The organism is Nocardia glycosmidis (genome assembly GCF_052545115.1).
Genome location: NZ_JBQWRH010000021.1, coordinates 23,931 through 46,934, shown reverse-complemented (window position 1 = coordinate 46,934; position 23,004 = coordinate 23,931). Strand labels below are relative to the sequence as shown.

Here is a 23,004-nt window from a genome sequence, read left to right as displayed (position 1 = left end):
CTACTGGTGGGGCCTGCTGAACTGACGAAACCTGGCCGCCTACCCGGCCAGGTTTACTACAACCGTCGTAGTTATCCCGTTTCGAGCGGATGCGCCGTCAGCGGCGTCGCAGCCGCGGGTGCCTGTCGGTGCGTCATCGTCGCGCCGGGCGCCGGTATTCGCCCCGGGCATCCGATCAGTGGCGCGCATCACAGAAACAGGGCGGAATAGGTTCCGACGAGGTGTCGTTGAAGATCCCTGTCGGCGTCCGGACAGCCCCGGGCCGCACCCTTTTCGTCGCTTCGAGCGACCACCCGCCGAGAGGCGCTTGTGGGACGTCGACCCCAAATCGTGACGCTGACGCGGCGTCCGGCAACTCAGCGCCGTCAGGTCTCGCGACCTGACGGCGTTGCCCTTTTCCGGGGCCGCCGATTCCTCGCGTGCCAGTAACAAAACCCCCGGCCGGCGAAAGGGTCCACACGTCGACCTACCGACCCGATGCCACCGGTGCCGAAATTGCGCCAGGCGACGGTACCCCGTCCACCGATGAACGAGTCCCGCCCTCGAAACCACTGAGGGCAGGACCTTTTCGGCTATCGCTACTTACGGTTGAACGCGCCGTCCACGAGGCTTGCCGTGAAGGCATCCCACTCGCCAGGGGTGAATACCAGCGCCGGGCCGGTGGGGTTCTTGGAGTCGCGTACTCCGATCACGCCTGCGTCGAGAAACGCGACCTCCACGCACTGGGAGCCGCTCTCGCTGCGGCTGCTCTTGAACCAGCGTGCCCCAGTTAGGTCAACGTTCACGCTCATACTCCCTTGCAGCCTGGCGAAGCAGGTCTCGCGTTCTTGTCTCGTCCAGGGCATCTACCCGGATGGCGTCAGCGAGTTCATGGTAGCGCTGGACCTCGTCAGGCTTCTCGACATACAGATCGCTGCTCACCCGCCCTTCGACATATACAACGGGCGGCTCGACCTGCTTGCCCTTGCGGTCGGATCCGAAATCCAAGATCACAAATGGGCCGTGCAAGAAGCCCCAGGTCATCCCGGCCGAGTAGGGATGTACACGCAGCGTCACGTTCGGTAACTTGCCGACCTCGGCAAGATGCATGAGCTGCGGTGACATCACTCGCGGCCCACCCATGACACGGTGTAGTGCGGATTGATGCAGAAGGACCTCGACAGCAAGCGGGTTGGACTTCCGCGTGACCATCGCCTGCCGCCTCAGGCGGACCGCCACTCGCCGCTCGATGTCGTCTGAGCTGTTGTAGCCCGGAAAGGCACGGAATGTCGCTTTCGCGTAGTCTGCGGTTTGCAGCAGTCCAGGAATCTGCTCCTGATAGGTCACGAGCGTGCGCGCCGATTGTTCCATCCCTACGTACATGTTGAACGCATTGGAGAACAACCCGCCCAGGGCGGTCACCTCAGGGTTCCGCGCAGCCTGCACGGCGAGATCGACAGCCTTTTCCAACTCGTCCGGGTCTACCTCGTACAGCTCGCACAGTGCCCGCACATCTTGTTTGCGTAGCTTTTGCGGACGTCCAGTCTCGAGTCGTTGTAGTGCTGCCGGGCTCAGCTGAACTTCCTGCGCCGCAAGGGCGATGGTCAGCCCGCTCGCTTCCCGTCGCTCGCGCAGAAATCGCCCCAATTGGCGACGCAGCAGCGTTGGCGATCCATCCTCGGACACCCGAATACCCCCTCGGTTCTGAATGTGTAAGACCGCGATTCTGAACCCATCATGCTCCCAATCCGGGGTTGTTCGTGGGGTTTTGAGCGGATTGTTTTGAATGTTCATCCAGGTGTAGTGCAGGTATGAAGCGCCGTGGTGTCCTGACTCAGCGCCCGTTGAAAATCTCTACTGCCTCGCATCAGCGTTCTTTCGAAGACGGGCGGACCTTCAGCTACGAGTGCGCAGGGAAGAAAACTTGGACCACATACCTTTTGGCGATACACCAGAGGCCCGGTGCTACTTCTACCGGCGGGTGTGCGACCTGCCTGCGGTGATAGACCCTCCGCAGCTGGGGCGCATCATCATGCCCGCCAGACACGTGTGGGCGTTGATGATGCCCGCCCGTCTGGGCCAGGCGGTAGAACACGAAATGCGTTGCCGAGCAGAAACACTCGGAGCCGTCCTCGCCCATCCCCGTTCCGGCAGGTGGTCCTATCTCATTCGTCCGGACATACCGGACGAGGTCGGTGTCTTCGCAGAGCTGTTCCGCTTGAACGTTTCGGTTGTACGCGAAGGTGGCACCATCGCGCTTCCCTCACCCGCAGATCACGGTGCGTCGTTCCGGCAGTGGGTACGACCACCGCGTTGCATATACCGGCCATCAGGGCTGGTCGTACTCGCGGCGATCCGGGTATGCGCCGGTCCGGGACGACGCCGGATGGTGGCCCATGGGTGATCGTGCGTGCGGACCGTGGATCATGTGGTCGCACTGCGGCTTCGGCAAGTTCGATCCACGCACCAACACACTGATCGAGGTCGCCTGCCCGTCGCGGTTCTGCGCGACCTGGGTGCCACTCACCGACGGAAAGCTCGCCGACCACGAGCGAACCGATGGTGGACATTGTCCATGGAGCGGCGTTCACGTGGAAGACGACCGCGCCGACCTGCCGGACCGGATCATCGACACGGAGGCGGCGCGATGGAGTGGCGAGCAGTGACCTCCGCGAACGGTTCCCCGCTGCCCGAGGAACCAGACGTACACCTCAGCGTCTTCCTGCACGGCGCCCGGTTCGACTTCGCCGCGTGCCTGACCGCCGCACTCCGGTTCATCCAAGACCATCAGGCCCGCCACCACGCCGACGCAGTAACCGTAATCGCGGGCGACCCAACAGATCTACCTCGCCTTCCATGCGAAGGGCTCTTTCTACAGCCTTGAGCGCACGGCACACCCGCGAGGTCCGCGCACCTGCTCGGATCCTGTCCGATACCGAGCAGATGTACGGCGACTGCCGGTACGGGGCTGCGATGCCGGATCGGACGGAACCAAGACAGGGTTCGCCGCGTCATATAGTTGTCACGGGGAAATCCGACGCCGAAGCCAGGGAGAGCTATGCGCACCGCCGACGTCATACGCACCGTCCTCGGTGGTGCCGCCGTGCTGGCACTCGCCACAGGCTGCGGGTCCGGCGTGGACGGGACCGCCACGACCAGCAGCAAAGCAGCAGAAGATATCCCGATATTCAACCCATGCACACAACTCAGCGACGACGTTCTGCGAGCTGCGGGGCTGGACCCGGCCACGAAACGCGTCATTACCGACCCGCCTGAAGGGCCCTCGTCGTGGCGGGTCTGCGGCTGGTATCCGTCGGCACACCAGTACAGAGTCGACGTCATGTCAACCAGTCACACGATCGACGAGGCTCGGACGAACGGCAAGGTGACCATCCTCCGGGAGGTCACGATCGGTCCGCGTAACGGCGTGATTACCCAGGACAAGTCCGATAAACAGGGCGACAGCTGTTACGCGAGCTTCCCAGCGCGACAAGGCATGTTCGAGGTTGCCGTTGGGTGGGAGAGCAGGACCCAAAAGCCGGATATTTGCGAGTTGGCTGTAAAACATGCTCAGGAACTCGAGCCCGGCCTACCAAAGTAGCTGGTGCCATTGGCAGTCGATTTCCGGCCCGCGCGAGGGAGAAACCATGGCCGATGAAATTCAGGGCGAGATGCGCCGGTGGCAGCAACTCAAGCAACAGGCTGACTCCGGTGAGTTCCGGATGGAGGAAGGCATCGGCGAAGCACTGCGCAGACGTTGCGAAACATTCCTCGGAGAACTAATGGCACTGAAGAGTCAGGCACAACGGCTCGATCACCTGTCAGGTTACGGCGATCTTCCTTCCGCCAAAACGATCCAGGCCAAGTTCGAGAAGAAGGCCGCTGGTGGTGACTCGCATGATCCGAATGACTCCGCCGTCGCCCGCCTTCAACAGCACATCGAAGTCGTCCAGTTGATGCACGACACCTACGCCGCCGCGATCGGCAAGCTCCAGTCCACCGATGCGGCGGCCGCCGGCCGGATGACCACCGTGACGGAAGAAGTGCGCTGATGGTCAATTCGCTGGATGTCGCCAAGGGCGTCATCAACGTCGTCGCCGGTCCGGGGGCAAGCATTGTCATCGATGCGTACGCGCAGTCGAATCGAAACAATGAGCGGGATGCCAATCTGCGCAAAGACGCCGATGATTACTGGCGATCCGATCGGCAGATCATCGAGAACGAGTGGGGCAAACTCGATCCGCAATACCATCAGCCGGCGCCGAGCAAAATTCTCTCGCCGGAGGCATTCGAAACCTGGTCGCACGAGCAGATTTGGAATGCGCTGAACGGACATGACGGGGTCAAAGGTGTCGAGCAGGGCGATATCAACGCGGGTGCCGACGGGTGGCGACGACTGACCGAGCAAGCCACGAACGCGATCAACGCGTTCCGCGCGGGCGTCGACTCCGACATCGAAACACTGTGGACCGGCAGAGCCGCCAACTCCGCAATGGAAGCCACGCGCACCTATTCGGACGAGTTCAGAAAGCTGACCGTCAGCTTCCAGATGGTCGCCAACGGCATCGACCTCACGCAGGGTTACCTCGATCAAGCCAAACGATCGGTCGCCCCACCCGAGACTGTGGACGCCCTCGGCGAGTTCCTGGGCCACATCCCCGGCAACGGTGTGCTGAAGCTTTCCCAGCATCGGGCGAATGAGGCCGAGGCGCATGCCCAGGACGTGATGAGCACGGTTTATCAACCGGGTGTCTTGAAGGTCGACGGGCGAACGCCGCTGCTGCCCGAGCCGTACAACCCGGTGCACAACTCCGGTGACCAGCCCACCCACGCCAGCCCGGTTCCGGGGAGCAATCCCACTTCGAACTATCCGACCGGCCCCAATCCGGACGGGGTAAATCCCACCGGACCGCAGCCCGGCGACCCGAACAGCTCCACCGCGCCGAACACCAACGACCAGAACACCAGCAACCAGACCGCGAACCAGCCCGACACCAATCCGGCCAACACCAGCACGCCACAGACCGTTCCGCAGAACTATCTGGAGGACCAGGTCGGCCGCCCGAACACACCGAACCCCGGCTCACCGCACCTGACCACGTCGAGCCCTGGTTCACCGAGCATCCCCGGCATGCCGGCCGCCCCCGGCCCGGGCAAGAGCATCCCCGGCAGGCCGACCGGACCGACCGTCCCGAGTGTGACGGGAACCGGGACCGGCCGTCCGCAGACCGGGCGGCCGGGCATGCCCGGATTCGGTATGCCGCCGGCCGCACGTGGCAAAGGGGACGACGACGAGGAGCACAAGACCCCCGACTACCTCGTCCAGGATCGCACCACCGAACTGCTCGGCGAGCAGCCACGCGTGCTGCCGCCCGGCGGGGTCATCGGCGGATGAAGGAAAACCGCTGGCAGCTGGACGGTTTCGCGTTCGTCCTCGCCATGTCCGCGATGGGACGGGACCGGCTGCCGTACCCGTTGAGCTACCGACCGGAGTTCACCGAACACCGCGACGACTACGAGCGGCTACGCGCCCGCACGGCACAGCGCTTGGGACACGTCTTCGATGAACGGCTCCACCGCGCGCTGACCACGTTGCTGCAGCCGCGCGTGCGGATCGAGATCCACGGTTTCCACGGCCCGAACAACGCCCAGGTGGTGCGCATCCACGCTGGTCTCGCCGGCCGCCTGGCCACCATCGCGCAGCAGTTGCCCGGCCCCAACCGTGAGCACGGCCGTGACGTGATCATCACCCAGTGCGGTGCGAACATGCTGGCCGCCCAGATCGCCGCGAAACTACCCCGCTGCCCGGGCGGAACCCACTACCCGTTCACAGCACGACGCAGTGACCTCGACCAACCGGTGTACTCCCGCCACCCCACCCGGCTGTCACCTATCGAAGAAGTCAACCGGTTCCTCCGCCGCCCCCGCGCCGGCACCGGCGAAATCACCGTCTACCCAGGCGCCGCCTACGACGCCCGCCCCACCAACGACGGCCATGCCCTCATCTGGCTCGACTACCCCACCGACGGCCGCTATCTACTGTCCAGCCACAGCCCCAACGATTTCAGCATCGCCCCCGGCCCGGCCGATGAACTCCTCCGTCAACTGCAAAGCCGCATCGCTACCGCCGACCGCGTTCGCTCAGACGCTTGGTCGTGATCAGCCAACGCCTGCGCCTATTGACAGCCGATTGCTTCCGCACCGACGCCGGACGGCACCTGGACTCTGGTCCGCATTCGGTGGCGGCCGGTGATCCCGCCCGAACAGGGGTGCTCGCCCCGGCGGCAAGCACCGCGAGGTATCGGCTACACCGGCCTGATTCAGCAAGTGCAACCTCGGTGCTCCGGGCTCGCTGTCGCCGACCACCGAATGGGGACCAGAGCCGAAAATGGGACAGAGCCGAAGACTGGACAGGCCCGCTCGGATTGGTGGAGTGCGAGCTCGGGTGGTATGCAACCGGCAAATGTTTCAGCGGACCGCAGCCATCCGCGTTGCCATACCGGACGCTCAGTCCGGAGCGAATCGTCCGAGGCCGCCACAGCGATCGGTGCACGGGGCCATCGTGCCCACATAGCTGGTTCGACGCACCGACTTCGCGGGTGCGACGTCCGTTGTCCCGACCTGCGTGGACGCGGGAGGTGCGGAAGGATGCAGCTCATGGCGTCGCATGATGGAACCTTGCACCGCAGGCTCGGGCTCACCGATTCGGTGATCATCGGGCTCGGGGCGATGATCGGGGCGGGTATCTTCGCGGCGCTGGCTCCTGCGGCGGCCTCGGCGGGGAGCTGGTTGTTGCTCGCACTGGCGGTGGCGGCGCTGCTGGCGTACTGCAACGCGACGTCGTCGGCACGGCTGGCGGCGCGGTATCCGGTTTCCGGGGGAACGTACGTGTACGGGCGGGAGCGGCTCGGGCCGTTCTGGGGCTACCTCGCCGGGTGGGGATTCGTCGCGGGGAAGACAGCCTCGTGTGCGGCGATGGCATTGACGGTCGGTAGTTACGCTTGGCCCGAGCAGGCGCATGCGGTGGCCGTCGCGGCGGTGGTGGCAATCACCGCGATCAACTACACCGGGGTACAGAAATCGGCGTCGGCTACTCGAGTGCTGGTCGCGGTCGTGCTCGTGGTGCTCGCGGTGGTCGTCGCGGCCGGGTTGTTCGGAACGCACTCGGCGGCAACGGCATTGACCGACCGAATCGGTCCGCGCGATGTTCTCACGGCGGCCGGGCTGCTGTTCTTCGCGTTCGCGGGCTATGCCCGTATCGCGACCCTCGGCGAGGAGGTGCGCGACCCGGAGCGAACCATTCCCCGGGCCGTCATGATCGCGCTCGGGCTGGCTCTGGCGGTTTACGCGCTGGTGGCGGTCGCGGCGCTGAGCGTGCTGGGGTCCGCCGGGCTGGCCCAGGCCACTGACCCGCTCGCCCGAGTGGTTACCGCGGCGGGCGTCCCGGCGGCGGCCCCGGTAGTGCGGGTCGGCGCGGTGCTCGCGGCGGCCGGATCGCTGCTGGCGCTGATCCTGGGTGTCTCCCGCACGGTGCTCGCCATGGCGCGGGATGGTTATCTGCCGGCTGCGCTGGCCGCGGTGCATCCGCGATTCGGGGTCCCGCATCGCGCGGAGCTCGTAGTCGGCGCGGTCGTCGCGGTAATCGCCGCCGTCTTCGATCTGCGTGCGGCGATCGGCTTTTCCTCGTTCACGGTGCTCGTCTACTACCTGATCGCGAATGTCTCCGCCGCGACTCTCACCGTTGTGGAGAACCGCCCGCCCCGCTGGATTCCCATCGTCGGCGCAGCGGGGTGCGTCATCGTCGGATTCTCGCTGCCACTGGTCGCTGTCCTGGCCGGACTCGGCACACTCGCGCTCGGCGCAGTGCTGTACGCGCTGCGAAATCGATCACGCGGATAGACAGAACTCGCAGCGGAAGATCGCCACCGAGCCTGCCGCGGCCCGGCAGCGTCAGCGGGTAACCCGCCGCGGCGAAGATTTCCGCGGTCACCGTGGCGGACCCGGCGACACCGCACCAGGCCGTCCCGGCTGGGCAAGTTCCACGCTCCTTCGTCCGCCTGTTGCCCCGATGATTCCCGCCGAGCGGGCTAGCCTTGCCACATGCAGCGTTTCGGTGGATTCCTGGCGGGGGTCGCGGCGTTTTCGCTGGTAGCGGGCAATCTGCTCGTCGGGAGCGCACAGGCCGCGCCCGATGATCAGCTGCGGTGTGGCGTCAGCTCGGGCCGAGAGCTACAGCGCGCGGCGCCGGAGCAGGTCGGGTTGGATTCCGCGCGGCTGCAAGAAGCGCTGCGCTTCGCCGCGGAACGAAACCGATTCAACGTGCAGGTGTTCCGGCACAACTGCCTGATCGGTGAGGGCCCGACGAACAATCAGACCGATAACGTCCCGTGGAACATCTGGAGCGCGACCAAGAGCATCGTTTCCGTTCTCACCGGAATCGCCTTGGACCAGGGCAAACTCGAACTCGACGCGCCGATCGACCGTTACCTGCCCGCTGGACTCGGCGGCCCGGCGCGCCGGTCGATTACCGTCGAGAATCTGCTCACCGAGACATCGGGTATGCGGGTCGGTGTGCTGACCGAGGGCGTCACCGGGGTGATCCCCGTCGACCCGAACAGCGCGGTGCAGGCGCTCGGGGTGCCGCTGGACAATCCGCCGGGCACCGTCTTCACCTACAGCCAGCGCAACGTCGACCTCCTGGCTTACGTGGTCGAACTCGCCGTGGGTGAACCGCTGCAACAGTTCGCCCAGCGGGAACTGTTCGATCCGCTCGGTATCGCGCGCGACGACTACTACTGGGCCCGCGACCGCTCCGGACATACCTACGGCTACGCACACCTGATGATTCCACCGAAGGATTTCGCGAAGCTCGGCCTGCTGGTGAGCAACGACGGACAGTGGGGTGCCCAGCGCGTCGTCTCCGCCGAGTACCTGCGCAAAGCGCGCACGCACTCGCCGACGAACCCGTGCTACGGATACCTGTTCTGGCTCGGGCCGGGTTGCGCCGAGATGGCGGACTTCCTGCCCAGCGACGCCTACATGATGGCGGGGCTCGGATTGCAGAACGTCTTCGTCATTCCGAGCCTGGATCTCACGGTGGTGTGGACCGGCGTTTTCGGCAACGTCAGCGCCCAGGGCGTGAACGGGATCATTCAGAACACCCAGGAACTGACCTATGAATTCTTCCGCAAAGTCTTCGACGCATTCGATGAGCGGCCGGTGCCCGACCAGGGCCCCTACATCGAGCCGCCGGTGCGGCTGGACCCCCGCCGTTTCGTCGACAACGACATTCTGATCGCGGTACTCGGCCTTGGGCCCGCCGCCTATCCGGGCTGCAACGTCTTCGCCTGCCTGAATTACCCATTGGAGCCGCCGTTCGCCGACACCCCGCCGGGCTGCGCCATCTTGGCTTGCCTCGGGCAGGATCCGCGCACCCCGGGCATCCGCTGAGCGCTACTGGTCGCCGTTCAACAGGCCCTCGACTGTGCCGGACGGGCCAGTTCCGGGACGAACAGAGAACCCCCGATCGCACAGTCATGCAGCCCAATGACTTCAATATGAAGATTCCCCGACGACGGCCCTGCCGGGACCGGCGCTATCCGGACAGTGTCGTGACCCACCCGTGGACCCCGTCGGTGCGCAGCGCGGCGTAGTGGCGTTTGCGCAGCGCCTGGGAGATCGGCCCGGGGACACCGCTGGCAACCACACGACCGTCCACTTCGACGACCGGAGCCGCACCGGCGGAGGTTCCGGTGACGAACACCTCGTCGGCGATGTACAGCTCGGTGAGGTCCACGGTGCGTTCGACCACCGGAATGCCGTCCTCCGCCGCCAAGGTGAGGACGGTCCTGCGGTTGATGCCGTCGAGGATGTCACAGGAGACGTCCGGCGTGATCAGCGTGCCGTTGCGGACCAGGAAGATATTCGCCGCACTGAGTTCGCAGACGTGCCCGTTGCCGTCGAGGAAGACGCAATCGTCGTATCCGCTGTCGATCGCATCCTGCTTGGCCAGGACCGAATTCACATAGGCGCCATTGACTTTGGCGCGGGACGGAATGGCATTGTCCGGAATCCTTCGCCACGGGCTGGACTTCAGCCGCATCCCCTCCTGCGGGACGATCGGCACCGCGTCGTAGACGAACATGCTGACCTGGATCGCACAGCCACGCACCCGAGTGCCCGGGATGGATTCGACCACGTGCACCGTCGCCCGCACGAAGACATCCTCGTGCGGGGCGTTCGCCGTGATCAGTTCCGCTACAGCAGCGCGAAACCTGGCGAAATCCCATTCCATGGCGAACCGGTCGATCCCGATGATCTTGCACGACTCCTCGAGCCGCCGGAAATGATCATCCAGCCGAAACGCGGTCCGTGCTGCCCCGTTCACGTGCACTGGGAAGACGGTGTAGACGCTCAGTCCGTACAGCACCGCGGACGATGCGACACCGACCACGGCCGCGTCGGCCGCAACGATCCGGTCACCGAGATACACGTGGGGATGAGGATTAGCCATCGCCGCAGGCTAACAGCGCGGCGTCCGGGCAGGCGAACCAATTTCGAATCGGACACGGTGACGCGGCGAAACGCGGGAATTGAGACCGTAGACATGGATCCGAGCTGAGCTGTCGGCGAGCAGTCCCCTTCTCCGGCATCAGCCCAACTGCGGGCGGCACCTGGCAGGTGCCGCCCGTTCAACCTAGAACACCTCAGCGGTTGCTGAGCAGAACTTCGGCGATCTGAATTGTGTTGAGGGCAGCGCCCTTTCGCAGGTTGTCGCCCGAGATGAACAGGGCGAGACCGCGACCGTCGGGGACGCCGGGGTCCTGGCGGATGCGGCCGACGAGGGAATCGTCGGCACCGGCCGCGGCCAACGGGGTGGGCACGTCGACCAGTTTTACGCCGGGGGCCTTGGCCAGGATCTCCTTGGCGTGCTCGACGGAGAGCGGCTCGGCGAACTCGGCGTTCACCGACAGCGAGTGGCCGGTGAAGACCGGGACGCGCACGCAGGTGCCGCTCACCGCGAGATCGGGTATGCCCAGGATCTTGCGGCTCTCGTTGCGCAGCTTCTGATCCTCGTCGGTCTCGCCGGAGCCGTCGTCGACCAGCGAGCCGGCCAGCGGAAGCACGTTGAACGCGATCGGCGCGACGTACTTGTTCGGTGCGGGGAAATCCACCGCGCGGCCGTCATGGGTCAACTGCTCGGCGGCGCCGATCACCGCGCGCGCTTGGGTGGCCAGTTCTTCGACACCGGCCAGGCCGCTGCCGGATACCGCCTGATAGCTGGACACGATCAGGCGACGCAGACCCGCGATGTCGTGCAGCGGCTTGAGCACCGGCATGGCCGCCATCGTGGTGCAGTTCGGATTGGCGATGATGCCCTTGACCAGATTGCGCGTCTGCTCCGGGTTGACCTCGCTGACCACCAGCGGGACTTCCGGGTCCTTGCGCCAAGCCGACGAGTTGTCGATCACGGTGACACCGGCCGCCGCGAAACGCGGAGCCTGCACCCGGGACATGGTGGCACCGGCGGAGAACAGCGCGATGTCCAAGCCGGACGGATCAGCGGTCTCGGTGTTCTCGACGACGATCTCGCGGCCGCGCCACGGCAGCGTCTTGCCCGCCGAACGCGCGGAGGCGAAGAACCGCACCTCATCGGCGGGGAAGTCGCGCTCCTCCAGCAGCTTCCGCATGACGGCGCCGACCTGCCCGGTCGCGCCGACGACTCCTACCCGAACGCCCATGACCTATCGCCCCGTTCCCGCGTGGACCACCGCGACCTCGTCGCCGCCGAGGTCGAACGCCTTGTGCAGCACCTTGACCGCCTCGTCCAGTTCGGTGTCCTTGACCAGCACGGAGATCCGGATCTCCGAGGTGGAGATCAGGTCGATGTTCACCCCCGCCTTGGCCAGCGCCTCACAGAACGTGGCGGTGACCCCGGGGTGGCTCTTCATACCCGCGCCGACCAGCGAAACCTTGCCGATGTGGTCGTCGTAGAGCACCTGGGAGAAACCGATATCGGCCTGGCGCTTGGTCAGCATCTCCACCGCGCGGGCGCCCTCGGTCTTCGGCAGCGTGAAAGTGATGTCGGTCTTGCCGGTCTCCACCTTCGAGATGTTCTGCAAGACCATGTCGATGTTGATCTCGGCGTCGGCGACCGCGCGGAACACCTTGGCGGCGTAGCCCGGTTCGTCCGGCAACCCGACCACGGTCACCTTGGCCTCGCTGCGGTCATGGGCGACGCCGGTGAGGATTGCTTGCTCCAAGGGGATGTCCTCCATCGATCCAGAAACGTAGGTGCCCCGCTTGTCGGTGTAGGACGAGCGCACATGCACGGGCACGTTGTAGCGGCGGGCGTATTCGACGCAGCGCAGCATCAGCACCTTGGCTCCGCAGGCCGCCAGTTCGAGCATCTCCTCGTAGGAGATCTGGTCGAGCCGCTGCGCGTCGGGCACGATCCGCGGGTCGGCGGTGAAGACGCCGTCCACGTCGGTGTAGATCTCGCAGACGTCCGCGTTCAGCGCGGCCGCCAGCGCGACTGCGGTGGTGTCCGAACCGCCACGGCCCAGCGTGGTGACGTCCCTGCTGTCCTGGCTGACGCCCTGGAAGCCCGCGACCAGCACCACGAGGCCGTCGTCGAGCGCGTCCCGGACGCGGCCGGGGGTGACGTCGATGATCTTGGCGTTGCCGTGCGCGCCCGTGGTGATCACGCCCGCCTGGGAGCCGGTGAACGAGCGGGCCTCGGCGCCCAGCGAGTGGATGGCCATGGCGACCAGCGCGTTGGAGATGCGCTCACCGGAGGTGAGCAACATGTCCATCTCGCGGGCCGGTGCCGCCGGCGCCACCTGCTGGGCGAGATCGAGCAGTTCGTCGGTGGTATCGCCCATGGCGGAGCAGACGACCACCACGTCGTGGCCCTGCTTCTTGGTCTCCACAATCCGTTCAGCGACGCGCCGGATGCGCTCGGCGGTCGCCACCGAGGATCCTCCGTACTTCTGAACCACGAGAGCCACGACAGGGTCCTCCAAGATCGACAACAAACTGGTAACAGCCACCCAGACTACCGGCCGGGGTTCAGCGGTTATGCCGATACCTACCCGGCGTGTAGAAATCCACCACCGTGTCCGATCCCCGGGCACCACGCGTGGCCCGCGACGCGATGCGACGATGGGCGGATGAAGAGCACGCTGCTCGAAGTGCGATCGGGCCACAGCGAGGTGGTGCAGGACATCACGCCGCAGTGCGCCGCATTCGTCCGCGAGGCGGGCGGCGCCGGCAGCCGGGACGGACTGCTGCACATCTTCGTACCGCACGCCACCGCCGGGATCGCGATCATGGAATTGGGTGCCGGCAGCGACGACGATCTGCTGGCCGCGCTGCGGGAGCTGCTGCCCGCCGACGACCGGTGGCGGCACGCGCACGGTTCGCGCGGCCACGGGCGCTCCCATGTGATGCCCGCGCTGATCGCGCCATACGCGACGGTCCCAGTGCTCGGCGGGAAACTAGCCCTCGGCACCTGGCAGTCGATCGCGCTGGTCGACCTCAATGTGGACAATCCGGACCGACAGGTGCGGCTGTCATTCCTCGCCGACGGGAACTGAGCCGATGGGAACTGACCGGGGGCTCAGGCCCTGGTGAACCAGGTGACCTGCGCGCCGTTGCCGAATTCCTTGCGCTGAGCTGGAGTGAACAGCGTCGGACGGAACGCGCCGGAGAACACGGACATGCCGCCGCCCGCGACGACCGGGTAGCTCTTGATGATCATCTCGTCGATCTCGCCGAGCAGTTCGGCGGCGAGCTTGCCGCCGCCGACGAGCCAGATGTCCCCACCCTCGGCCCGCTTCAGCCCCCGCACGAGCTCGACGGGGTCGCGTTCGACCACCTCGATGGCCGGATCGTCGACTGGACCGAGCGTGCTGGACACCACGTACTGCTTCATGTGCGCGTACGGGCTGGTCACACCGAGGGACAACCCGGGCTCGTAGCTGCCCCTGCCCATCACCGCGGTGTCGAACCGCTTGTTCGGCTCATCCACCGCCATTCCAGACTGCGTACGCAGGAAGCTGGGCACGAACTCCGGATATTCGCCGATGGCCCAGGCCGTCATCGCGTCGTCGAGAGGGTAGAAGTCGAACTCCCCCGCGGGGCCCGCGATGTAGCCGTCGACCGACACACCCACGTAGTAGACAAGCTTTCGCATACCCATACCGCCTAACACGTTGTACTCTGTCTGTAGTGATTTGAAATGTAGTACTACGACTGGAGTGGTGTCAAGTGCGGACCAACCCGGAGCGACGACAGGCGCTGGTGGACGCGGCGATCGAAGTTCTCGCGCGCGACGGCGCACGCGGACTGACCTTCCGCGCGGTGGACAAAGAGGCAGCGGTACCGGCGGGCACCGCGTCGAATTACTTCGCCAACCGCGACGACCTGCTGACCCAGGCGGGCGGTCGGTTCTACGAGCGGCTGCGACCGAGCGAAGCGACCATGGCCAAGCTGGCCGGAGGGCCGAAAACCCGCGCGAACATCATCGAATTGATGCGGGAGACGGTCGGGCGCATCGAGGCGTTCCGCACCGGTTACCTGGCCCTGCTGGAGTTGCGTTTGGAGGCGACCCGGCGACCGGAGCTTCGCGCGGTACTGACCGATCGGGTTCGCGAGGACATCGAATTCAATGTGCGTAACCATCTCGAGGCCGGTCTACCCGGCGACGAGAAATCGGTGCTGCTGCTCTACCTGGCACTCAACTGGCTGATCGTCGATCGACTCACGTTGCCGGAGGTGTTCACCGAGGAACAGAGCGTGGCGTTGATCGAGGCCGCCGTCGAGCGGGTCATCAGCGGCGGCAACTGAATGGTTACCGCGCAGCTTCGCGGAATGGTTGTGACGCGCAGCACTGAGGTTCGATAATGGGGCGATGATCGCACATGTAGGAGATCGACTCTGCGTACACGGACACGTGGTGGGTGAAGTGGATCACCTGGCCGAGATCGTCGAGGTCCGCGGGCCGGACGGGACGCCACCATTTATGGTGCGCTACTCCGACGGTCACGAATCACTGGTGTATCCAGGACCCGACGCGATCGTCGAGCCCGCCACAGACTGAGGCCACTCAGGTCGAGCGCTAGGCGGGTTCCCGCCTGCGCTCGGCCCGACGTGCGATACGGCCCGACTACATCCGGCGGCGCACTCGAGACGGCTGCTTCTGCCATGTCTCGACTTCTGCCACAGCCCGGCTTCTGCCACAGCTCTGCCCGCGCGCGGTCTACCGAGAACGGTCTACCGAGAACATCGCCGCGCCTTTCATACGTGTCGCGTGCGGCGGCGCGTGAGGGCGAAGGCCAGGATTCCCACCATCAGCACCTTGCCGACCGTCTCGATGATCGCGTTGACGTCCACGGCCGGGTGCCAGGTGAGTTGACCGTCACGCAGTACGTACGCGCCGACGGGTTTGGCACCCACACCGAACCCTGCCCCTTCACCGACCCCTGCCCCTTCAACCCGGCCGTCGTCGCTCCCGGCGCCGCCGCCCCCGCCACCGCCGCCACCGACCGAGGCAGCGGCAATGACGACCGCCCCATCGGATTCGTACGGCTCCCCGTACACCCGGCGCACGGTGATCGCGTCCCGCACTTGCCCCAGCAGTTCGGCGTACTGCACGACAACCTCCCACCTTCGACCGGACGGCATCGCCAGACCGACGCCGTTCCCGCTCCGATGGTAAGCGGGCGGGCCCCGCGCGGCGTATCCGGTCAGCCGGAGAATCGGCTTCAGCGGTCGAGTTGACGACGCCGACAAGGGCATAGACAATCGGCCGAATTGTCCACCCGGGGGTCGGAGGTATGCCATGCGCACCAAAACAGATATCCGATTCTTCGTCGACACCCAGCCCACGCAGGTCATGGACGCCCTGGTCGCTGTCGAATCGCTCCCGGAGTGGTCGACCTCCTACAGCGACATCCGGGTGGCGACGCGCGACCGGCTGCGGCGACCGCAGCGCGTCTTCGTCCGGGCGGAGCTGCTCGGTAGCTCGGATCTACAAGTGCTGGAATATGATTGGACCAAGAACCGGGCCGCCTGGACAGTCGTCGACAGCACCCGGGGCGTGCGGGGCGGCGGCTGGTTCGAGGTGTCCGACGGCGTCGACGGCACGGACGTCTGGTACCACGCCGAGCTGTATCTCCCCATCCCGATTCCCGGATTTCTGGTCAAACGAACAGTTCGCAAGGCGAACGAAGTAGTGGCGGAGAGCTTCGTCGATTTCGCCGAGCGATTCCCGGAACCGGAATACTACGAGCATGTATAGCCGAAGCGAATACTGAAGGGCGGCGCTGCGCCCGGTGCGAAATCACCGATCCGGTAGCGCAGCGAAACAGCGCCGACCCGGCCGGAGTGCGACGATGTGCACCATGATCGGTACCAAACGGGTTCGATTCCAGCCAACAGCGGAAGACGCTTCGGTCACCCAGCTCGAGCTGTTCTTCGACCTCGTGCTCGTCTTCGCGTTCACCATGGTCACCGGCTTGGCCGCCGAGGACACCAGCGCGCAGAACATGCTGCGCGGTTTCCTGGTACTCGCGCTGATGTGGTGGCTGTGGATCGCCTACTCCTGGCTCGGCAACGTGGTCCGCGCCGACGAGGGCATCGCACGGGTGGCCATGTTCGCGGCCATGGGCGGCGCCTTCCTCGCCGCGCTCACCATTCCCGAGGCGTTCGACGACCTACCCGGCGGCTGGTTCGGCCCGCTGGTATTCGCCATCGCCTACCTGGTCGTCCGATTGGTACACGTCGGGATGTTCTGGCTGGCCAGCGCCGAGGACTCGCAACTGCGTAATCAGGTGCTGCGCTGGTCGCTCGGCTCGATCACGATCGGCACCACACTGCTGGTCATCGCCGCTATGACATCCGGCGGGGTGCAGATCGCGCTATGGATCGCCGCTATCGCGGGCGACTACCTCTGGACCCTGATCGCGGGCACGGACTGGCGGTTGAATTCGGCCACCCATTTCGTCGAGCGGTACGGGCTGATCATCATCGTCGCGCTCGGTGAGTCCATCGTCTCGATCGGCATCGGGGTGGCGGGGTTGCCGATCTCCTGGCCGATCGCACTCGGCTCGCTGCTGGGTCTGGCCATTTCCGGTCTGCTGTGGTGGGCGTATTTCGACGTCGCCGCCCTGTCGGTGGAACATGAACTCGTCCGTGCCGAGGGCGCACGGCAGATCAAGATCGCGCGAGGCTCCTATACCTTCTGGCATTTCCCGATGATCGTCGGGATCATCGCGCTATCGCTCGGACTGAAGAAGGTCCTCTACTACGTCGGCGACTCCTCCCACCACACGCTGACCGACGCGCTCTACGGAATTCCGCTGTACTCGCTCTACGGCGGCGTGGTGCTGTACCTGATCGCGCTGGCCGGGTTCAAGCACTACGCCACCGGCATGATCACGCTGTCCCGGGTGGTCACCGTGGTGGTTCTGCTGGCGCTCATCCCACTGGCGTGCGCGTTGCCCGCGCTGGCGTCGCTGGCGCTGCTGTGCGTCATCCTGATCGGGCTGATCACTTGGGAGACAGTCCGTTTCGCGCAGCCGAGGGACGAGATCAGACACCCGGCCGCCGACTGAGCTGATGGCGCACACCGTCTTCGGCCGGCGTCGGACCGTACGCGGCCGGCGATACCCGGACACCGTCGCGGACCGCGTCGCGGATCTGATCGATGTTCTCGCGCAACATATCCGAGACGAGTTCGTCGGTGCGCGGGTCCTCCAGCACCTGGAACACGATGCGGAATGTGGTGTCGGCGATCAGCCGGATGATCTCGTCGTGAAACGGGATGTAGCGCACCCGACCCACCTGCGGGTCCTGCTTGATCAGTTCGAGGATCATCTCGTCCAATTCGGCCCGGTTCTCTGCCAGGGCCGCCGCGATATTGCGGGTGTAGTGCCCGGTGCGCAGCACGTTCGCCACTTCGTCCATCATCGCGATCGTCATCGGACGACGGATGGTGTCCACGATGGTGACCACGAAGTGATTCACCACCGCCGCCGTCACGCGATCGCCGAACACCCGGTCGGCCACCCGGGCCAGGCGCACGACGATCACCACGGCCCGCAGCAACCGGAATCCGCGGAAGAACGGGCTGGTCACCGGGATCATGCCGACGATTTCATACCAATAGACCAGCGGGAAGGTCCACGACCAGCCCACGCGCCGCCAGCGCCACAGGAACTCGGCGGCGAACACCGCGCACAGCGACCAGTCGATGAACACGACCACGCGGTAGGTGTGCCCGGAGACCGGAAAGGCGGTGATCCAGACGACCAGTGCCACCGAGACGACGGCCAGCCCCAGCATCGCGAAATCGGTCCAGAGCATGGGCGGCTTGCGCGGATACTCGTGCGGATGCGGTGCTTCCCGCAGACCGTATCGCTCGATGCCCGAGCTGGGGGTGAGAGCGGACACTGCGGATCCCTTCGACGCCGAACGGTGCCGCCGACAGTAGTACGCGCGAAGCATGCTCGGCACGGTTGGGGAACACCTGGTGGGTGCCCTGCGGCCAGGCCACGCAAACCGAGACGATCAGCGACCGGCGCGGACGATCGCCTCGATATTGCGTTCGGCCAGTGCGGCGATGGTGAGCGACGGGTTGACCGTGCCGGTGCTGCCCGGCACCGCGGCACCGTCTACCACGTACAACCCGGCGTGGCCGTGCACGCGCCCATAATTGTCGGTAGCCCGCCCGAGCACCGCGCCGCCGAGCGGATGCGCGGTGAACAGCGCGTTTGCGTCATAACCGAGAGCGCCGTACTCGACGAGCGCGCCCGCGCGTTCGGCGATCCGGTGGTCGACCGCGCGCGCCGCGGACACGATCTCGTCGCGGTTGCGCGCCGGCCAACTGAGCCCGACTCCGTTCGTGGCCCGGTCGTATCCGAACCGGGCTCGGGTCGAATCGAGCACCATGCCGAGCGAGGCCAATGCGCCGGTCTCGAACGGGATGCCAGGGATGTACCAGCTCTCCAGGGTCAGCGGCGCACCGGATTCGTCGAAGATCCGGCTCGCGCTCGGCACACCTTGGCCGTGTCCGGCCAGCGCGCTCGCGCCACGGGCGAGCACCACGTCGCCGTTGGTGCCCCAGCCGTCGCCGACATGCTCGTTCAGGCGGGGCAGCGCACCGGTGGCCTGGGCGCGGACCAACAGTTCCGAGGTACCGATCGAACCCGCGCCGAGGAAGAGCCGGTCACAGGTGAGGGTGCGGGTGGCCAGTACGTCGCCGGTGGGCGATAGCTTGGTCACGGTGACCAGATAGCGGTCGCCGTCCTGCGCGATGGCATCGACGCGGTGGCCGGGAAAGATGGCGCAGCGGCCGGTGCTCTGCGCGTACCGCAGATAGTTCTGGTTCAGGTCGAACTTGGCGCCGTTGGAGTTGCCCAGAGTGCTCCTGGCCGCGGTGGCCGAAGGCCGTGCGGCTCCGGCCAGTTCGGCGCGCAGGATATCCCAGTTGAAGATCGAGTCGTTCGGTTGAGGCTGGTAGCCCGCCTTGCGCACCTGGTCGTCCCAGGCGCGGGAATGCGTGAACGGCGAGGAGTCGTAGATGTCCGCGGGCATCGTGCTCAGCCGCAGCATCGCGCGCACCCGCGGGTAGTAGACCCGCTCCATCTCGCCGTAGTCGACGGTGCCGCTGAAGACGTGGTCGAAGAAGCGGCGTTCCGGGGCGATCATGGCTCCGCTGAAGATCACCGAGCCGCCGCCGACCACCGCCGACCGCCAGACATCGATGCCCGGATACTCGACGCAGTCCAGCACGCCGCCGAAGCTGGCGAATCGCATCGGCACCTTGGTGACGCCGGTGAAGTGGGTGCGGTGCCAGAACCCGCGACCGTCGGGCAGGTCGTCTCCGGTGAAGATCTCCCGCCACGGGTCGTTCGGCCAGCGCGAACCACGCTCCAGCACGGTGTTGGCGACTCCGGCCTCGGCCAGGCGCAGCGCGGTGACCGCGGCGCCGAACCCGGAGCCGATAACTATCGCGGGCGAGTGCTGAGGTGGATCGGGAAGCGGCGCAAAGATTTCCGGCACCCAATCGCGAAACAGGGCCTCCCAAGCCGGGTCGGTGGCCGCCGCGCTCGTGCCGGCCACCGTTCCCACAGCACCGAGCAGCGCGGCCGTGCCCGCCGCCTTGAACAAGGCACGTCTACGCACCGGTCACCTTCCATCATCACACCTGGCGTGCGCAGATTACCGGTATTCCCGTTTTATGAACAGATATCCGATTTCGCTATCGGCCGAACGGCGTCTCGTCGGCGCGGCAGACAGCTCCCGGAGCGGGCATCTGCAAGTCGATGAGGTAGCGCTCCCGCAACTTTCGGGTGCAATCGTTGAGCGGCGAGTGCCCGTAGCTCCCCTCCACCACGACCAGCCTGGCGTTCACCAATTCCTGCTGTGCGCGCCGTGCGGCCGGCAACGGGGTGACCGGATCGAATCGGTTGTTGACCAGCAGCGCAGGGGTGTCCGACCGCAGAATCCACGGTCCGGTGTAGCGCTGGGCGAACCCGTCGGGCGGCGACGGCCAGGACGCGCAGGCTTGGTACAGGTACAGCCAGAACGCCCCGTAGGTGGGGCTGACAACGGCGAGAGCTCTTGCCAGCGCGGGCCATTGATCGGGATCACGCGCAAAGGTATTGTCCGCGCAGGAGATCGCGGTGAACGAGTCGAGAAAGTCGTCCGGTTCCGCAGTCGCGGCCAGTATCTCGGACACGGCGTCCGGATTGCCGACCGGACCTCGCTCCAACTCGGCGAGCAATTCGGCCAACGCGGGCCAGCCCTCGTTCTGGTCGTACAGCAGTAGCGCATGCGCGGACAGCGCCTCGGAGTAGGTGACCGTGCGCACCCGCTCACCCGTCCCCACCACGATCGGCGCCTCACGAAGACGTTGCAGCACAACGTTATTGCGGGCACGCAAGTCGAGCTTCACCGCGCTGCCCTGCGCCGGGAGCCCGGGTGGGCTCGCTTCGGCCGCGAAGGCGCAGCGCGGTCGCCCGGCCTCCGCGCACAGTCGCAGAAATTCGCTCAGCACTTCCTCGGTCCCGGCCGCGACATTCTCGATCGAACGTCGCGTGTCGTTGGTGTACGTGTCCGGGTCGATCATCGAAGCAAGGTGCAGCGCGCGTACCCGATCACCGAACAACGCGCCGTACACCTGACCCAAATAGCTTGCGTAGGAACCGCCTTCGTACGTCAACTGCGGATCGCCGACCGCACGGCGCAGCAGGTCCAGATCGCGTGCCACATCGACGGTGGTCAGGTGCCCGATCAGGGTGCCGCTATGGGCCGCACAGCCGGCGGCAAGCCGACGGCCGGCCGCGGCGGCGGCGAGCTCCTGTTCCGGATTCACCGGCGGCAACCACGCGTCGGACCAGAACCGTTGCTGCTGCTCGGCATTCGGAAAGCAACGGACCTGTCCGCTGCGGCCGACGCCACGCTGGTCGAAGGTGATCACGTCGAACCGTCGCGCGATCTCGCCGCCGAACAACGGCCCCTGCGCCGCCCAGCGCAATCCCGAACCACCGGGACCGCCGACCGCGGTGAACAATGTGCCGATCCGCCGTTGCGGGTCCGCGGCTGGCTGGCGAACGACCGCGAGCGGCAGGGTCGGGCCGTCGGGGTGCGCATAGTCCACCGGCACGGCCGCTGTCGCGCACTGGTACCCGCTCAGCTTCGGTTCGGGGCACGGCGCCCAGTCCAGCCGGGGTGTCGGCGCCGCATCGGCTTGTTCGACCAGATTCGCCACGGCCGACTCCTGCCGGCTCGGTGTTGCGCCACAACCACTCAGCGCCGGGAGCGACATGGCGAGGGCGACGATGACCAGCTTCCAGCTACGCACGAACATCATCCTGTGCCGACGCACCGGCGGGCGTCGTCCTCCTCAGGGCTGACATCGAACCCTGACATCGAACCCTGAGATCGATTCACCGGCCATCCCTCCGGGCTGCGCACCACGCCGGCGTCCACCGCACCACGTCGCCGCGAAATCCGGACACACGCGGGCAACTCGGTGTCACATCGGACGCCGAAGGTGCGTCGCATGCCATCGACACCTCCTGAAGGAACGCCGGCCGGACGACGGCCACCAGGCCGAGCGGAGCCACGCCAGCTGCTTACGACAGCACCAGCCGGATCATGGCGACGAGACCGACCACGACGATGACCGCGCGCAGCACGACCGGCGGCATCCGCCTACCCATCTTTGCGCCGAACTGGGCGCCGATGACCGAACCGAGAGCGATCAACGCCACCACCCGCCAATCCACCTCGGCGACCACGATGAAGATCAAGCCGGCCACGGTGTTCACGATTCCCGCGAGGACGTTCTTCGCCGCGTTGAGGCGCTGGATGTCGTCGTGCACGAAGACCCCGAGCAAGCCGACCAGCAGCACGCCCTGCGCGGCGCCGAAGTAACCGCCATAGACGCCGGTCGCGAACACCGCGGTGTAGAGGATGGGGCCGCCGTGCTGCGGAACCGGGGCGCCGTCGTTCTCCCGCCGGCGCTTCACCCAGCCCGCCAGCCACGGCTGCACCACGACCAGGACCAGTGCCACGGCGATGAGTACCGGCACGATCGCCTTGAACGCGTCGGGCGGAAGCACGAGCAGCAGCACCGCCCCCGTGATTCCGCCGAGCAGCGACGCGGTGCCCAGTCGCAGCAGCCGGTCGCGCTGGCCGGCCAGTTCGCGGCGGTAGCCGTACACGCCGCTGAGCCCACCGGGAACCAGACCTACGTTGTTGGACACATTCGCAGTGACCGGCGGCAAACCGAAGGCGAGCAGGACGGGAAAGGTGATCAGAGTGCCCGAGCCGACGATCGTGTTGATACCACCCGCCGCGAAGCCCGCACCGAGGACGGCCAGTTGCTCCAGCCAGGTCATAGCCATCCTCCGACGTCGCGTCCGCCCCTGGAGCCCGCTACGAGCCCCCTACGCGGGTGTCCACTATCGGACCGGACACTAGCGGGTCATCGGATCACCCGATGACTGGACC

General features: G+C 66.1%; 23 protein-coding genes. 12 read left to right on the top strand and 11 right to left on the bottom strand.

All coding sequences use genetic code 11. The features are described 5' to 3' along the window. Positions 1-578 precede the first annotated feature (578 nt). Together ACT86A_RS23295 and ACT86A_RS23290 are read right to left on the bottom strand one after the other, a co-directional pair. Entirely contained in the window at positions 579-785 is a 207-nt protein-coding gene (locus ACT86A_RS23295; RefSeq protein WP_445094330.1) for a DUF397 domain-containing protein, read from the bottom strand. Continuing rightward, the gene (locus ACT86A_RS23290) at positions 775-1,665 is read right to left on the bottom strand and encodes a helix-turn-helix domain-containing protein (protein WP_445094329.1); all 891 of its coding nucleotides are present in this window, start codon (positions 1,663-1,665) and stop codon (positions 775-777) included. The genes ACT86A_RS23295 and ACT86A_RS23290 overlap by 11 nt, the downstream gene beginning before the upstream one ends. A 710-nt stretch (positions 1,666-2,375) precedes the next feature. Here ACT86A_RS23290 and ACT86A_RS23285 point away from each other — a divergent pair. The 7 genes from ACT86A_RS23285 to ACT86A_RS23255 all read left to right on the top strand — a co-directional run bounded on the left by ACT86A_RS23285 (position 2,376) and on the right by ACT86A_RS23255 (position 9,429). Continuing rightward, entirely contained in the window at positions 2,376-2,645 is a 270-nt protein-coding gene (locus ACT86A_RS23285; RefSeq protein ID WP_445094328.1) for a hypothetical protein, read from the top strand. Positions 2,646-3,037: 392 nt separating this feature from the next. Next, positions 3,038-3,580, top strand: a complete 543-nt coding sequence (locus ACT86A_RS23280) for a DUF3558 domain-containing protein (RefSeq protein WP_445094327.1) — start codon at positions 3,038-3,040, stop codon at positions 3,578-3,580. A 46-nt stretch (positions 3,581-3,626) separates the two neighbouring features. Further along, positions 3,627-4,031, top strand: coding sequence for a hypothetical protein (locus tag ACT86A_RS23275; protein ID WP_445094326.1), 405 nt, complete (start codon positions 3,627-3,629; stop codon positions 4,029-4,031). Further along, positions 4,031-5,374 carry a hypothetical protein gene (locus ACT86A_RS23270; protein ID WP_445094325.1) on the top strand — a complete coding sequence of 448 codons (1,344 nt, stop codon included), beginning with the start codon at positions 4,031-4,033 and terminating at the stop codon, positions 5,372-5,374. The genes ACT86A_RS23275 and ACT86A_RS23270 overlap by 1 nt, the downstream gene beginning before the upstream one ends. Then, entirely contained in the window at positions 5,371-6,138 is a 768-nt protein-coding gene (locus tag ACT86A_RS23265; RefSeq protein ID WP_445094324.1) for an ESX secretion-associated protein EspG, read from the top strand. The genes ACT86A_RS23270 and ACT86A_RS23265 overlap by 4 nt, the downstream gene beginning before the upstream one ends. A 498-nt stretch (positions 6,139-6,636) precedes the next feature. Next, positions 6,637-7,878, top strand: a complete 1,242-nt coding sequence (locus ACT86A_RS23260; protein ID WP_445094323.1) for an APC family permease — start codon at positions 6,637-6,639, stop codon at positions 7,876-7,878. A gap of 201 nt (positions 7,879-8,079) precedes the next feature. Continuing rightward, entirely contained in the window at positions 8,080-9,429 is a 1,350-nt protein-coding gene (locus ACT86A_RS23255) for a serine hydrolase domain-containing protein (protein ID WP_445094322.1), read from the top strand. Positions 9,430-9,574: 145 nt separating this feature from the next. On the opposite strand, the gene ACT86A_RS23250 is transcribed toward ACT86A_RS23255, so the two are convergent. The 3 genes from ACT86A_RS23250 to ACT86A_RS23240 all read right to left on the bottom strand — a co-directional run bounded on the left by ACT86A_RS23250 (position 9,575) and on the right by ACT86A_RS23240 (position 12,989). Further along, the gene (locus tag ACT86A_RS23250) at positions 9,575-10,492 is read right to left on the bottom strand and encodes an aminotransferase class IV (RefSeq protein ID WP_445094321.1); all 918 of its coding nucleotides are present in this window, start codon (positions 10,490-10,492) and stop codon (positions 9,575-9,577) included. Positions 10,493-10,685: 193 nt separating this feature from the next. Further along, positions 10,686-11,720: an aspartate-semialdehyde dehydrogenase gene (locus ACT86A_RS23245; RefSeq protein WP_445094320.1), complete on the bottom strand. Its 1,035-nt coding sequence runs from the start codon at positions 11,718-11,720 to the stop codon at positions 10,686-10,688. A 3-nt stretch (positions 11,721-11,723) separates the two neighbouring features. Next, positions 11,724-12,989, bottom strand: coding sequence for an aspartate kinase (locus ACT86A_RS23240; protein WP_445094319.1), 1,266 nt, complete (start codon positions 12,987-12,989; stop codon positions 11,724-11,726). A gap of 162 nt (positions 12,990-13,151) precedes the next feature. Between ACT86A_RS23240 and ACT86A_RS23235 the strand changes: the two genes are divergently transcribed. After that, positions 13,152-13,577 (top strand): secondary thiamine-phosphate synthase enzyme YjbQ, encoded by a 426-nt coding sequence (locus ACT86A_RS23235; protein ID WP_445094318.1) that lies wholly within the window; start codon positions 13,152-13,154, stop codon positions 13,575-13,577. Positions 13,578-13,600: 23 nt separating this feature from the next. Here the strand turns inward: ACT86A_RS23235 and ACT86A_RS23230 are convergent, their stop codons facing one another. Further along, positions 13,601-14,176 (bottom strand): dihydrofolate reductase family protein, encoded by a 576-nt coding sequence (locus tag ACT86A_RS23230; RefSeq protein ID WP_445094317.1) that lies wholly within the window; start codon positions 14,174-14,176, stop codon positions 13,601-13,603. 74 nt (positions 14,177-14,250) lie between these two features. Here ACT86A_RS23230 and ACT86A_RS23225 point away from each other — a divergent pair, with 74 nt between their 5' ends. Then, positions 14,251-14,829 carry a TetR/AcrR family transcriptional regulator gene (locus ACT86A_RS23225; protein ID WP_445094316.1) on the top strand — a complete coding sequence of 193 codons (579 nt, stop codon included), beginning with the start codon at positions 14,251-14,253 and terminating at the stop codon, positions 14,827-14,829. A 64-nt stretch (positions 14,830-14,893) separates the two neighbouring features. Next, positions 14,894-15,082: a DUF1918 domain-containing protein gene (locus ACT86A_RS23220; RefSeq protein WP_445094315.1), complete on the top strand. Its 189-nt coding sequence runs from the start codon at positions 14,894-14,896 to the stop codon at positions 15,080-15,082. 197 nt (positions 15,083-15,279) lie between these two features. Here ACT86A_RS23220 and ACT86A_RS23215 read toward each other — a convergent pair whose 3' ends face one another. Continuing rightward, complete coding sequence (locus ACT86A_RS23215) at positions 15,280-15,636, bottom strand: sporulation protein (RefSeq protein WP_445094314.1); 357 nt, start codon at positions 15,634-15,636, stop codon at positions 15,280-15,282. A gap of 187 nt (positions 15,637-15,823) precedes the next feature. Here ACT86A_RS23215 and ACT86A_RS23210 point away from each other — a divergent pair, with 187 nt between their 5' ends. Together ACT86A_RS23210 and ACT86A_RS23205 are read left to right on the top strand one after the other, a co-directional pair. Further along, complete coding sequence (locus ACT86A_RS23210) at positions 15,824-16,282, top strand: SRPBCC family protein (RefSeq protein ID WP_445094313.1); 459 nt, start codon at positions 15,824-15,826, stop codon at positions 16,280-16,282. 103 nt (positions 16,283-16,385) lie between these two features. Then, positions 16,386-17,597 carry a low temperature requirement protein A gene (locus ACT86A_RS23205; protein ID WP_445094312.1) on the top strand — a complete coding sequence of 404 codons (1,212 nt, stop codon included), beginning with the start codon at positions 16,386-16,388 and terminating at the stop codon, positions 17,595-17,597. On the opposite strand, the gene ACT86A_RS23200 is transcribed toward ACT86A_RS23205, so the two are convergent. The 4 genes from ACT86A_RS23200 to ACT86A_RS23185 form a co-directional block, all read right to left on the bottom strand. After that, the gene (locus tag ACT86A_RS23200) at positions 17,575-18,435 is read right to left on the bottom strand and encodes an ion transporter (RefSeq protein ID WP_445094311.1); all 861 of its coding nucleotides are present in this window, start codon (positions 18,433-18,435) and stop codon (positions 17,575-17,577) included. The two genes, ACT86A_RS23205 and ACT86A_RS23200, sit on opposite strands and share 23 nt — an antisense overlap. 117 nt (positions 18,436-18,552) lie before the next feature. Then, positions 18,553-20,169, bottom strand: coding sequence for a GMC oxidoreductase (locus ACT86A_RS23195; protein ID WP_445094310.1), 1,617 nt, complete (start codon positions 20,167-20,169; stop codon positions 18,553-18,555). A gap of 76 nt (positions 20,170-20,245) precedes the next feature. Beyond that, positions 20,246-21,856: an alpha/beta hydrolase gene (locus ACT86A_RS23190; protein ID WP_445094309.1), complete on the bottom strand. Its 1,611-nt coding sequence runs from the start codon at positions 21,854-21,856 to the stop codon at positions 20,246-20,248. A 268-nt stretch (positions 21,857-22,124) separates the two neighbouring features. Next, positions 22,125-22,892, bottom strand: a complete 768-nt coding sequence (locus ACT86A_RS23185; RefSeq protein WP_445094308.1) for a sulfite exporter TauE/SafE family protein — start codon at positions 22,890-22,892, stop codon at positions 22,125-22,127. Positions 22,893-23,004 lie beyond the last annotated feature (112 nt).